A 12,230-nucleotide genomic window follows, 5' to 3' on the forward strand; every position below is an offset into this window, starting at 1 on the left:
CCAACTCCATATACTTCGCCGCGCTAACGATCAGGGGTGCCCAAGACCTTGCGCCTGGTGCGGCATCAACTTGCATCAGCCCAGAGGCTTCACGGTGACCACCAGCAACGAATTCCAGCCCCACAGAACATTGTTCTGGGGGTTAATGCGCGCTCAGCTAGCCGCGATTGTGGTCTTCGCGCTGTTGGTAACGGCACTGGCCGGAACACTGGCCGGTCTGGTAGCGGCCTGGGGTGGCACTATCAGCCTGATCGCTTATGCCTGGGGCGGCTTCCAGATCTGGATGCACCCCAAAAACCATATGCCAAAGCGTATGGCCACCGCGGCAGTAAGGGCGGAGATGGGCAAGATCGCAATCATGTTGTTGCTGTTCTGGCTCACATTCTCCAAAGTCCCCGAAACCCGGGAAATGAAGATTGCAATGGTTCTGCTGCTAGGCTTCCTGATCGCCCAGGTCGTGGGCTGGATTCAGGTAGCGCGCCTCGAGGGGCGCACAGCAGGGCAAGACGGGCAAAACGACTGAAACTGTAGGTATCAATATGGCTGGTAGCTCTCCGGGCGAGTACATCAAGCACCATTTGGGTAATCTGACCTATGGCGAACTGCCCGAAGGCTATGTCCGTGAATGTGCCGGGCGCGACACCCAGACCCTGACCGAAAGCACCTGGACCTTTGCCTGTAACGGCAACGAAGCCAAAGACATGGGCTTCTCTGCATTTCACGTGGATTCCCTCGCCTGGTCCGGCGGCCTCGGCATCATCATGTGCCTGCTGTTCTGGATGGGCGCTCGCAAGGCCACCGCAGGTGTGCCTTCCGGTTTCATGAACTTCATCGAAACCATCATCGAATTTATTGACACCCAGGTTCGTGATTCCTTCCACGGCAAGAGCAAGCTGGTGGCGCCGCTGTCACTGGTCATCTTCTGCTGGGTATTCCTGATGAACCTGATGGATCTGATCCCGGTGGACTTCGTTCCGGCCACCTTCAGCTGGATCATGACCTCCTTCTTCGGCTGGACCGCGCAAGAAGCCTACTTCAAGATCGTGCCCAGCACCGACCCCAACATCACCCTGTCCATGTCCTTCTCTGTGATGCTGCTGGTGATCTTCTTCACCATCAAGACAAAAGGCGTGGGCGGTTTCATCGGTACCCTGGCTCTGCATCCGTTCGAGTCCAGCAACCCGATCGTGAAAACCCTTCTGATCCCGGTCAACCTGCTGCTGGAGACCATTGGTCTGCTGGCCAAGCCGGTGTCCCTGGGTCTGCGACTCTTCGGCAACATGTACGCCGGTGAGTTTGTGTTTATTCTGCTGGCCGCCATGATGGGCACCTGGCAGTTTATCGGTGCCTGGCCGTGGGCGGTGTTCCATATTCTGGTTATCACCCTGCAGGCATTTATCTTCATGGTACTCACTATCGTGTACCTGAGCATGGCGGTCGAAGACCACTAAGATTTTTTAAACCGGTTTTTAACTAAACCAACCAAGCACTTAACGGGAGTGTAAAGATGGAAGGCATTCAATTTCTTGCTGCTGCTATCGTAGCTGGCCTGGCGGCCATCGGCGCAGGTCTGGGCTTCGGCATGATGGGTGGCCGTTTTCTCGAGTCTGTAGCTCGTCAGCCGGAACTGGCTCCGATGCTGCAAACCCGCATGTTCATCATTGCTGGTCTGCTGGATGCTGTGCCGATTATCTGTATCGCTATCGCGTTCCTGCTGATCTTCCAGTAATCGATCGCGTTTGATCCGGTAAATTACCTAACGCGATTGAGGTGATGGCATGAACATCAACATGACGATCATCGGCCAGGCTATCTGGTTCGCATTGTTCGTATTCTTCTGCATGAAGTTCGTCTGGCCGCCCATTTCCCGGGCCCTGGAAGAGCGCAAGCAGAAAATTGCCGAGGGCCTGAGTGCCGCAGATCGTGCCGAGCGCGATCTGGAGCTGGCTCAGGAAAAGGCGACCGCCAATCTCAAAGAAGCAAAAGAGAAGGCGGCCGAAATCATTGATCAGGCCAATCGCCGGGCTAATCAGATTGTGGATGAGGCAAAAGAAGCCGCGCGCACCGAAGGTGAGCGTCTGGTAGCCAAGGCCCAGTCTGAGATTGACCAAGAAGTTAATCAGGCTCGCGAGCAGCTGCGTAAAGAAGTGGCAGCCCTGGCGTTGAGCGGTGCCGAGAAGGTACTGACCAGCGAAGTAAACCAGGATGCGCACAAGCAGATGCTTGAGCAGCTGGCGGCTGAACTCTGAGACTACGGGTAACCCATGGCTGAACTGACCACCATCGCACGCCCCTACGCCAAGGCAGCCTTTGTTTTTGCAAAGGAACAGGGCGCCCTGGACAAGTGGGAAAAGATGCTGGGCCTGGCAGCAGCAGTGGCAGGTGATGCCAGCATGCGTGCCTACCTTGACCAGCCGGAACTGGATGACGCCGCCAAGGTTTCTGCCTTTGCAGAAGTCTGTGGTGACGAACTGGACGAGAGCGGGCGCAACTTTGTTGCGCAGCTGGCGCATAACAAGCGTCTGCCGCTGTTGCCGGTCATCCTGCAACTGTTCCATGAGCTTCTGGCCCAGGAACAGCAGTTCACCGATGTGGAGCTTATCTCCGCATTTGAAGTGGATGACGCTGTTGCCGAAAAGCTGGTAGCCGCTTTGAAAAAACGCCTTGGCACCGACGTGAATGTCACCACGTCCGTGGACCAATCCCTGATTGGAGGCGTGCTGGTGCGAGCCGGCGATACCGTAATTGATGGCAGTGTGCGTGGCCGACTTAACCGTCTGGCAGAGCAACTGAACTCTTGAGTTTGAGGGATTAGAGATGCAGCAACTCAACCCGTCCGAAATCAGCGAGATTATCAAGTCGCGCATCGCGAACCTTGATACCTCCACCGAAGCACGTAACGAAGGTACGGTGGTTTCCGTATCTGACGGTATTGTGCGTATTCACGGTCTTGCCGATGTAATGTTCGGTGAGATGATCGAGTTTGAGGGCGGCATCTATGGCATGGCCCTTAACCTCGAGCAGGATTCTGTTGGTGCCGTGGTACTGGGTGATTACCTGGGCCTGGCCGAAGGCCAGAAGGTACGTTGTACCGGCCGTATCCTGGAAGTCCCCACTGGCCCCGAACTGCTGGGTCGTGTGGTAGACGCTCTGGGTAACCCGATCGACGGCAAAGGCCCGATCGACGCCAAGCAGACCGACGCAGTCGAAAAGGTAGCGCCCGGCGTTATCTGGCGTAAAGAGGTTAACGAGCCGGTTCAGACCGGTTACAAGGCCATCGACGCCATGGTGCCGATCGGTCGTGGTCAGCGTGAGCTGATCATTGGTGACCGTCAGATCGGTAAGACCGCAGTAGCTGTCGATTCCATCATTGCCCAGAAGGGCACTGGCGTTAAGTGTATCTACGTTGCGGTTGGCCAGAAGCAGTCCACCATTGCCAACGTGGTACGCAAGCTGGAAGAGCACGGTGCCATGGATCACACTATCATCGTTGCCGCTTCCGCTTCCGATCCGGCGTCCATGCAGTTCCTGGCACCCTTCGCCGGTTGTGCCATGGGCGAATACTTCCGCGACCGCGGTGACGATGCCCTGATCGTCTATGATGACCTGACCAAGCAAGCCTGGGCGTATCGTCAGATCTCCCTGCTGCTGCGTCGTCCGCCGGGCCGTGAAGCTTATCCTGGTGACGTGTTCTACCTGCACTCCCGTCTGCTGGAGCGCGCCGCCAAGGTCAGCGAAGAATACGTAGAGAAGTTCACCAACGGTGAAGTGAAAGGCAAGACCGGTTCCCTGACCGCGCTGCCGATCATCGAAACCCAGGGTGGTGACGTATCGGCATTCGTACCGACCAACGTGATCTCCATCACCGATGGTCAGATCTTCCTGGAAACCGACCTGTTCAACTCCGGTATTCGTCCGGCGATGAACGCCGGTGTGTCTGTATCCCGTGTAGGTGGTGCAGCCCAGACCAAGATCGTTAAAAAGCTCGGCGGTGGTATCCGTCTGGCACTGGCCCAGTACCGTGAACTGGCGGCCTTCGCCCAGTTCGCTTCCGACCTCGACGATTCCACTCGTGAGCAGCTGGAACATGGTCAGGCCGTTACCGAGCTGATGAAGCAGAAGCAGTACAGCCCGCTGAGTGTTGCTGAGATGGGTGTTGTTCTGTACGCCGCTAACGAAGGTTACCTGAAAGGTATCGAAATCGAGAAAATCGGTTCCTTCGAAACAGCCATGCTGGACTACATGAACAGCGAAAAGAAAGCGTTGATGGACAAGATCAACGAGAAGGGTGACTACAACGGCGACATCGAGGGTGAGATCAAGGAATCTCTCGATCAGTTCAAAGCCACCCAGACCTGGTAATTCGCTGATAAAAGGTACTTCCTATGTCCAGCGGTAAAGAGATCAAAGGCAAGATTGCCAGTGTTCAGAGCACGAAGAAGATTACTCGTGCAATGGAAATGGTGGCAGCTTCCAAGATGCGTAAGGCACAGGATCGTATGGCAGCTAGCAAGCCCTACGCCAGCCGTATGCGTCAGGTGGTTGCCCATCTGGCCAATGCCGATCTGGAATACCGGCACAGCTACCTGCAAGAGCGGGAAGTCAAAAACGTTGGCTACATCGTAGTGACCTCTGACCGGGGTCTCTGCGGTGGTCTCAACGTGAACCTGCTCAAGAACGTTGTCAAAAGCGCGAAAGAATGGGAAGAGAAAGGCGCCAAGACCCAGTACTGCGTAGTGGGTACCAAGGGCGTTTCCTTCTTCAAGAGCGTGGGCGGCAACGTGGAAGCGACAGTTAACGGTCTGGGGGATACCCCGCACCTGAATGATCTGATCGGTTCCATCAAGGTAATGCTGGAAGCCTATGACAAGGGTGAGATCGACCGTCTGTACATCGTGTACAACGAGTTCGTGAACACCATGACCCAGTCGCCCACCAACATTCAGCTTCTGCCGCTTGAAGCCGGCGAAGAAGAAGAGTTGAAGCGCCACTGGGACTACATTTACGAGCCCGCTCCGAAAGAGCTGCTGGACGAACTGCTGGTGCGGTTCATCGAGTCCCAGGTCTATCAGGGTGTGGTTGAAAACAATGCCTGTGAGCAGGCAGCGCGTATGATCGCGATGAAAGCGGCCAGCGATAATGCCGGTGACATCATTCGTGATCTGCAGTTGGTGTACAACAAGGCACGCCAGGCTGCAATTACGCAGGAAATCTCCGAAATCGTTGGTGGTGCTGCTGCGGTCTGATCTGTCAGCAGGCAGGCGCGGCAAAAACGCAAGTTAAGAGGATGCAAGCATGAGTAGCGGTCGTATTGTTCAGATCATCGGTGCTGTAATCGACGTGGAATTCCCGCGCGAAGACGTACCGAAGGTATATGACGCCCTCAACGTGGACGGTACTGAAACCACGCTGGAAGTTCAGCAGCAGCTGGGCGACGGTGTTGTTCGTACCATTGCCATGGGCTCCACCGAAGGTCTGAAGCGTGGTATCGCCGTGACTGACACCGGTGAGCCGATTCAGGTTCCGGTAGGCACCAAGACCCTGGGCCGTATCATGGACGTGCTGGGTCGCCCGATCGACGAAGCCGGTCCTATCGGTGAAGAAGAGCGCATGTCTATTCACCGTGCAGCTCCTACTTACGCTGAGCAGGCCGCTACCAACGAACTGCTGGAAACCGGCATCAAGGTAATCGACCTGGTTTGCCCCTTCGCGAAAGGCGGTAAGGTTGGTTTGTTCGGTGGTGCGGGTGTAGGTAAAACCGTAAACATGATGGAGCTGATCCGGAACATCGCGATCGAGCACTCCGGTTTCTCCGTGTTTGCGGGTGTGGGTGAGCGTACTCGTGAGGGTAACGACTTCTACCACGAAATGAAGGATTCCAACGTACTGGACAAGGTATCCCTGGTTTACGGTCAGATGAACGAGCCGCCGGGTAACCGTCTGCGTGTAGCGCTGACCGGTCTGACCATGGCCGAGAAGTTCCGTGACGAAGGTCGTGACGTACTGTTCTTCGTCGATAACATCTACCGTTACACCCTGGCCGGTACCGAAGTATCCGCTCTGCTGGGTCGTATGCCTTCTGCGGTAGGTTACCAGCCGACCCTGGCGGAAGAGATGGGCGTTCTGCAGGAACGTATTACCTCCACCAAGGTAGGTTCCATCACCTCCGTACAGGCCGTATACGTACCGGCGGATGACTTGACTGACCCGTCTCCGGCAACCACCTTTGCTCACCTGGATTCCACTGTATCCCTGAGCCGTGACATCGCCTCCAAGGGTATCTACCCGGCGATCGACCCGCTGGATTCCACCTCTCGTCAGCTGGATCCGCTGGTCATCGGTCAGGAACACTACGACATCGCTCGTGGCGTTCAGATGGTGCTGCAGCGCTTTAAAGAGCTGAAGGACATCATCGCGATTCTGGGTATGGACGAACTGTCTGAAGAAGACAAGCAAGTCGTATCCCGCGCCCGTAAGATCGAGCGCTTCCTGTCCCAGCCGTTCTTCGTGGCAGAAGTATTTACCGGTTCTCCCGGCAAGTACGTTTCCCTGAAAGACACCCTGGCAGGCTTCAAGGGTATCCTGAACGGCGACTACGACCACATTCCGGAGCAGGACTTCTACATGAAGGGTTCTATCGACGAAGTGGTAGAAGCCTACAACAAGCGTAGCAAGTAACCTTCACCGGGAGACAACAAATGGCGATGACCGTGCATTGCGACATTGTAAGTGCAGAACGCCAGCTGTTCTCCGGCCTGGTTGAAATCGTGGTAGCTTCCGGTGTGGAAGGTGACCTCGGGATCATGCCTGGCCACGCCCCGCTCCTGACCCGGCTCCAGCCGGGCCCGGTACGGGTGAAGAAGCAGAATGGTGAAGAAGAAGTGTTCTACGTATCCGGCGGCTTCCTGGAAGTGCAGCCGAAGCTGGTTACCGTACTGGCGGATACCGCGGAACGCGCCGAAAACATGGACGCCGCTGAAGCCGAGCGCGCCAAGACCCGAGCCAAAGAAGCGCTGGAAGGGAAGAACTCCGAAATGGATTACTCCCGTGCCGCCGCCACCCTGGCTGAGTCCATGGCACAGCTGCGTACCATCGAACAGTTGAAGAAAAAGGCCCGGTAATCCGGTCTTTTGCAAATCTTCAACACATGAAAGGGTAGCCAGGTGCTACCCTTTTTTGTTTCTGTCATAGAATTAACGTACAACAGCAAACCAGACACGGGCCGGGAAGGTCCGCTCAAGTCGTAAAGCAATAAGGACAGGGTATGAGTCTCGCCGTCGTAATTCTTGCCGCCGGCAAGGGCACTCGCATGAAGAGTGCACTACCGAAAGTGCTCCATGAAGTGGCCGGCAAGGCCATGGTCCAGCACGTGGTGGATGCCGCTGATAGCCTCAACGCCAACAATACCGTAGTGGTCTACGGCCATGGGGGCGACCAGGTGCAGGCCACCGTCAGTGGCAGCAACCTGCAATGGGCCGAGCAGGCCGAACAGCTGGGCACCGGCCATGCCGTCGCCCAGGCCATGCCCGCGGTAAAGGAAGACATCGTACTGGTACTGTACGGCGACGTGCCGCTGATCCGTCCGGAAACCCTGCGTGAGTTCGTGGAATGCGTGGACGACAGCACCCTGGCACTGATGACCCTGACCCTGGACGACCCCAGTGGCTATGGCCGTATCGTCCGTGACGGCCAGAACAATGTGCAGCGCATTGTGGAGCAGAAAGATGCCACAGAAAATGAGCTGGGCATCCAGGAAATCAATACCGGGATCCTCGCCTGCACCCGCAGCTTCCTGGATGACTGCCTGCCCAAACTGTCCAGCAACAACGCTCAGGGCGAGTACTACCTTACCGACGTGATCGCCATGGCGGTACAGTCCGGCCTGAGCGTGGAAACCCTGCAACCCCAATTCGCCTGGGAAGTGGACGGCGTCAACGACCGGGTGCAGCTGGCCCGGCTGGAGCGCCTCTACCAGCAGGCCCAGGCAGAATCCCTGATGCGCGATGGCGTCACCCTGCGTGACCCGGCGCGTCTGGATATCCGCGGCAGCGTGCAGATCGCCAGCGATGTGATCATCGATGTGAACGTGGTGCTGGAAGGCGACGTGACCATCGAGGAAGGCGTCACCATCGGCCCCAACTGCATCATCCGCGATGCCAACATTGGCGCCGGTACCGTGGTGGAAGCCAACAGCCTGATCGACGGCGCGGTGGTGGGTGACCAGTGCACCATCGGCCCCTACGCGCGTCTACGCCCGGGCACCGAACTGGCGGACAACGCCAAGATCGGCAACTTCGTGGAAACCAAGAAATCCTATGTAGGTGAAGGCTCCAAGGTGAACCACCTCACCTACATCGGCGACAGCCAGATCGGCAAGGGTGTGAATGTGGGTGCCGGTACCATCACCTGTAATTACGACGGCGTGAACAAGTTCCAGACCATCATGAAGGATGGCGCCTTCATCGGCTCCAATTCATCACTGGTAGCGCCGGTCACCATCGGTGAGAATGCCACCGTGGGCGCCGGCAGCACCGTCACCAAGGACGTGGACGACAACGGCCTCGCCGTGGCCCGTGGCCAGCAGCGCAATGTGGCGAACTGGAAACGCCCCACGAAGAAATAACGGATTGTATCGGGTCCGCCCTTTTCATAGGGCGGAAATGGGCGAAAGCCCATCTCCGTCACAATGAACGGACCCGGCAGGCAACAGCTTTAGGAAAAAACACATGTGTGGAATCGTCGGCGCCATTGCCCAGCGTAACGTGGGCAACATCCTCATCACCGGTCTCAAGCGTCTGGAATACCGCGGCTATGACAGTGCCGGGGTGGCCCTGCTGGATGATAGCGGTATCACCCGGGTACGCCGCCAAGGCAAGGTGGCGGGCCTGGAAGACGCGGTGAACGAGCAAGGTGCGGCAGGCACCCTGGGCATCGCCCACACTCGCTGGGCTACCCACGGCAAGCCCTCCGAAGCCAATGCCCACCCGCACATGTCCGGCAGTGATCTGGCCCTGGTCCACAACGGTATCATTGAGAACTTTCAGGAATTGAAAGACGAATTGGAAGCGGCAGGTTATACCTTCCAGTCACAGACCGACACCGAAGTGATCGTCCACCTGCTCGACCAGACCCTGCAAACCGGCGTGGACCTGTTCGCCGCCGTGCAGCAAGTGACAAAGAAGCTGGACGGTGCCTACGCCCTGGGCGTGATCCACAAGGCGCAACCGGACAAGCTGGTCACCGTACGGTCCGGCAGCCCGTTGGTGATTGGCCTGGGCATCGATGAAAACTACATCGCCTCCGACCAGCTGGCCCTGCTACCAGTGACCAACCGCTTTATCTTCCTGGAGGAAGGGGATCAGGCCGAACTGACCACCGACGGCGTGCGCATCGTCGATGCCGACGGCAATCCGGTCACCCGCGAGCCCCACGAATTCGACGGCACCCACGAAGATGCCGAGAAAGGCGAATACCGCCACTACATGCAGAAGGAAATCTTCGAGCAGCCGGCGGCGATTCAGAAAACCCTGGAAGATCGCATCGAGTCCCCCGCCGGCCTGATTGAGGCATTCGGTGAAAAGGCCCCGGCGATTTTCGACAAGGTGAAAACGGTACAGATCGTTGCCTGTGGTACCAGCTACCACGCCGGCATGGTGGCCCGATACTGGCTGGAAGACATCGCCGGCATTCCCTGTCAGGTGGAAGTGGCCAGCGAGTTCCGTTACCGCAAGCACGTGGTACCGGAAGGCACCCTGTTCGTGACCATTTCCCAGAGTGGCGAAACCGCCGATACCCTGGCCGCCCTGCGCGATACCCAGTCGCCCAACTACGTGGGTCGTCTGGCCATCTGTAACGTGGACAGCTCCTCGCTGGTACGCGAATCGGAACTGGTGTTCCTGACCAAGGCCGGCCCGGAAATCGGCGTGGCCTCCACCAAGGCGTTCACCACCCAGCTGGCCGGCCTGCTGATGATGGTACTGGCTCTGGGCCGCCAGAAAGGCCTTGCCGACAGCGAAATCGAAAAGGTGCTGGATGAAATGCGCCAACTGCCTAACCTGATCGAACAGGCCGCCTCCCTGGACGCACCCATCGAAAAACTCTCCGAGCATTTCGTGGAAAAACACCATGCCCTGTTCCTGGGCCGTGGGGTGCAGTTCCCGGTGGCCCTGGAAGGGGCGCTCAAGCTCAAGGAAATTTCCTACATCCACGCCGAAGCCTACGCCGCCGGCGAGCTGAAGCACGGCCCGCTGGCACTGGTGGACAGCGACATGCCGGTAGTGTCCGTGGCGCCCAACGATGAACTGCTGGAAAAACTGAAATCCAACCTGCAGGAAGTGCGCGCCCGGGGCGGTGAGTTGTATGTGTTCGCCGACAAGAACGCCCACGTGAAGGAAGGCGAAGGCATCCATGTGCTCAACATGCCCGCCGTCCCGGAAACCATCGCCCCCATAGTCTACACCGTACCGCTGCAGTTGCTCAGCTATCACGTGGCCGTGCTGCGCGGCACCGACGTGGATCAGCCAAGGAATCTGGCCAAGTCGGTGACGGTGGAATAAAGGCAGTTAACAGTTAATAGTGAACAGTTAACAGCGAAAGCCCGGCAACGCCGGGCTTTTTTGTGCACAACACCTGGCCGAACACTACTGTAGGAGTTCCCTTCCAGGGGACGAACCGTGCGTAGCACGGGATTCGCGAAGCGAACATTCGATTGCGGTGAAACACCAACGCCAGCCCCTGTGGGAGCGGTCGTTCGACCGCGAAAGCCGAAGCGCGGCGCTCATTCGCGGTGGAACCACCGCTCCTACAAAACACTTGCCACCCCAGCCATCCGTTTTTCGACTTTCACAGCTCACAGCTCATTAGGACTCCCGCCGTAGGAGCCTGCCTGCAGGCGATCCTTTGCAGGCCCTCACCCACCAACTTGTATACCACCTTGTATGGCACGCTTGATGCATAAACTTGGTGCATATCACACCGTCAGGCAAAAGGGGTCAGGCCGTGACCGTACAAGAGCCGGTGCCAACCGATCAGGCGCACCGGGAGCAACCGACATCACCAAGCCATGGCAGTGGCTGGCAGGCCAGCCTGCACATGCAGCTGGAATGCTCCATGACGGGGCATGGTGCCAAGACGGTGATGACCGGCCTGCACCATTATGGCCCGCTGCGCGTGCAGCGCCCCTTCTACCCGGAAGGCGACACGGCGCATATCTACCTGCTGCATCCCCCCGGTGGCGTGGTCGGTGGCGATGGTCTGGATATCGACATCACCGCCCGGCGCCAGGCCCATGGCCTGTTCACCACCCCCGGTGCCACCAAGTTCTATCTCAGCGCCGGCGACACCGCCCGGGTCCGTCAGGCCCTCAGCGTGGAAGCCGGTGGCACCCTGGAGTGGTTTCCCCAGGAAAACATCTTCTTCCCCGGCGCCAAGGTGCACATGGACACCACCATCGATCTCAGCGGAAACGCCCGCTTCATGGGCTGGGAGATTTCCTGCCTGGGGCGGCCGGTGAACAGCGAGATCTTTGAACAGGGCAATATCGATGCGCGCTTTCGCATCAGCCGTGATGGCAAGCCAGTCATGATCGAACGCCTCAAGGTAGATCAGTCGCGCCACCTGAATGCCACCTCCGGGCTGCGTAACTTCCCTATGCAGGCCCTGTTTGTCGCCACCGGCTGCAACGAGCCCTTGCTGGAACAGGCCCGCGAACTGATCGAAGGCAAGGCTGGCGACATGCCCTGCGGCCTCACCTTGATCGACGACATCCTGGTCATGCGCGTGCTCGGCACCCGCTGCGAAAAGATCCAGGCATTGATGATTCCGGTCTGGCAGAAGCTGCGCCAGACGCTACTGAACAAACCGGCGGGCATCCCGCGTATCTGGAATACCTGAAACGGTAAAAGAGAAAGAGACGCCAAACCATGGAACTGACACCCAGAGAAAAAGACAAGCTGCTCATCTTCACCGCCGCCCTGCTGGCCGAGCGCCGTCTGGCCCGTGGCCTGAAACTGAACTACCCGGAATCCGTGGCACTGATTACCGCTGCCATCATGGAAGGGGCCCGGGATGGCAAGACCGTGGCAGAACTCATGGGCGAAGGACGCACCATTCTGAGTCGTGATGACGTGATGGAAGGGGTGCCGGAAATGATCCACGAAGTGCAGGTGGAAGCCACCTTCCCGGACGGCACCAAGCTGGTCACCGTCCATGACCCGATTGTGTAAAGGAGC

The 12,230-nt window shown here is 57.9% G+C and carries 13 protein-coding genes; all 13 read left to right on the forward strand.

Annotation, left to right across the window (positions count from 1 at the left end):
• The first annotated feature begins 94 nt into the window (after positions 1-94).
• Positions 95-523 (forward strand): ATP synthase subunit I, encoded by a 429-nt coding sequence (locus tag HF945_RS15850; protein WP_290523531.1) that lies wholly within the window; start codon positions 95-97, stop codon positions 521-523.
• A 16-nt stretch (positions 524-539) separates the two neighbouring features.
• The gene (gene atpB / locus HF945_RS15855; RefSeq protein ID WP_290523532.1) at positions 540-1,451 is read left to right on the forward strand and encodes a F0F1 ATP synthase subunit A; all 912 of its coding nucleotides are present in this window, start codon (positions 540-542) and stop codon (positions 1,449-1,451) included.
• Positions 1,452-1,507: 56 nt separating this feature from the next.
• Positions 1,508-1,729, forward strand: coding sequence for a F0F1 ATP synthase subunit C (gene atpE, locus HF945_RS15860; RefSeq protein ID WP_007151035.1), 222 nt, complete (start codon positions 1,508-1,510; stop codon positions 1,727-1,729).
• Between the two features lie 49 nt (positions 1,730-1,778).
• A complete protein-coding gene (locus HF945_RS15865; RefSeq protein WP_290523533.1) occupies positions 1,779-2,249 on the forward strand; it encodes a F0F1 ATP synthase subunit B in 471 nt (156 codons plus the stop codon).
• A gap of 15 nt (positions 2,250-2,264) precedes the next feature.
• Positions 2,265-2,801 carry a F0F1 ATP synthase subunit delta gene (locus HF945_RS15870; protein WP_290523534.1) on the forward strand — a complete coding sequence of 179 codons (537 nt, stop codon included), beginning with the start codon at positions 2,265-2,267 and terminating at the stop codon, positions 2,799-2,801.
• A gap of 16 nt (positions 2,802-2,817) precedes the next feature.
• Positions 2,818-4,362, forward strand: a complete 1,545-nt coding sequence (atpA, locus tag HF945_RS15875) for a F0F1 ATP synthase subunit alpha (RefSeq protein ID WP_290523535.1) — start codon at positions 2,818-2,820, stop codon at positions 4,360-4,362.
• Between the two features lie 23 nt (positions 4,363-4,385).
• Entirely contained in the window at positions 4,386-5,246 is an 861-nt protein-coding gene (atpG, locus tag HF945_RS15880) for a F0F1 ATP synthase subunit gamma (RefSeq protein ID WP_290523536.1), read from the forward strand.
• 49 nt (positions 5,247-5,295) lie between these two features.
• A complete protein-coding gene (atpD, locus tag HF945_RS15885) occupies positions 5,296-6,678 on the forward strand; it encodes a F0F1 ATP synthase subunit beta (protein ID WP_290523537.1) in 1,383 nt (460 codons plus the stop codon).
• A 20-nt stretch (positions 6,679-6,698) separates the two neighbouring features.
• Positions 6,699-7,121 (forward strand): F0F1 ATP synthase subunit epsilon, encoded by a 423-nt coding sequence (locus HF945_RS15890; RefSeq protein ID WP_290523538.1) that lies wholly within the window; start codon positions 6,699-6,701, stop codon positions 7,119-7,121.
• Positions 7,122-7,264: 143 nt separating this feature from the next.
• Complete coding sequence (gene glmU, locus HF945_RS15895) at positions 7,265-8,623, forward strand: bifunctional UDP-N-acetylglucosamine diphosphorylase/glucosamine-1-phosphate N-acetyltransferase GlmU (RefSeq protein WP_290523539.1); 1,359 nt, start codon at positions 7,265-7,267, stop codon at positions 8,621-8,623.
• A 103-nt stretch (positions 8,624-8,726) separates the two neighbouring features.
• A complete protein-coding gene (gene glmS / locus HF945_RS15900; RefSeq protein ID WP_290523540.1) occupies positions 8,727-10,556 on the forward strand; it encodes a glutamine--fructose-6-phosphate transaminase (isomerizing) in 1,830 nt (609 codons plus the stop codon).
• Between the two features lie 442 nt (positions 10,557-10,998).
• Positions 10,999-11,892 carry an urease accessory protein UreD gene (locus HF945_RS15905; RefSeq protein ID WP_290523541.1) on the forward strand — a complete coding sequence of 298 codons (894 nt, stop codon included), beginning with the start codon at positions 10,999-11,001 and terminating at the stop codon, positions 11,890-11,892.
• Positions 11,893-11,921: 29 nt separating this feature from the next.
• Positions 11,922-12,224, forward strand: a complete 303-nt coding sequence (gene ureA / locus HF945_RS15910) for an urease subunit gamma (RefSeq protein WP_035233573.1) — start codon at positions 11,922-11,924, stop codon at positions 12,222-12,224.
• Positions 12,225-12,230 lie beyond the last annotated feature (6 nt).

Source organism: Alcanivorax sp. (assembly GCF_017794965.1).
In the GTDB taxonomy this organism is placed as follows: Bacteria; Pseudomonadota; Gammaproteobacteria; order Pseudomonadales; family Alcanivoracaceae; genus Alcanivorax.

Coding starts and splice junctions, on each gene's coding strand:
- atpB (WP_290523532.1), top strand. CDS start 540: ATGGCTGGTAGCTCTCCGGGCGAGTACATCAAGCACCATTTGGGTAAT.
- HF945_RS15865 (WP_290523533.1), top strand. CDS start 1,779: ATGAACATCAACATGACGATCATCGGCCAGGCTATCTGGTTCGCATTG.
- atpD (WP_290523537.1), top strand. CDS start 5,296: ATGAGTAGCGGTCGTATTGTTCAGATCATCGGTGCTGTAATCGACGTG.
- atpG (WP_290523536.1), top strand. CDS start 4,386: ATGTCCAGCGGTAAAGAGATCAAAGGCAAGATTGCCAGTGTTCAGAGC.
- HF945_RS15890 (WP_290523538.1), top strand. CDS start 6,699: ATGGCGATGACCGTGCATTGCGACATTGTAAGTGCAGAACGCCAGCTG.
- ureA (WP_035233573.1), top strand. CDS start 11,922: ATGGAACTGACACCCAGAGAAAAAGACAAGCTGCTCATCTTCACCGCC.
- atpA (WP_290523535.1), top strand. CDS start 2,818: ATGCAGCAACTCAACCCGTCCGAAATCAGCGAGATTATCAAGTCGCGC.
- glmS (WP_290523540.1), top strand. CDS start 8,727: ATGTGTGGAATCGTCGGCGCCATTGCCCAGCGTAACGTGGGCAACATC.
- atpE (WP_007151035.1), top strand. CDS start 1,508: ATGGAAGGCATTCAATTTCTTGCTGCTGCTATCGTAGCTGGCCTGGCG.
- glmU (WP_290523539.1), top strand. CDS start 7,265: ATGAGTCTCGCCGTCGTAATTCTTGCCGCCGGCAAGGGCACTCGCATG.
- HF945_RS15870 (WP_290523534.1), top strand. CDS start 2,265: ATGGCTGAACTGACCACCATCGCACGCCCCTACGCCAAGGCAGCCTTT.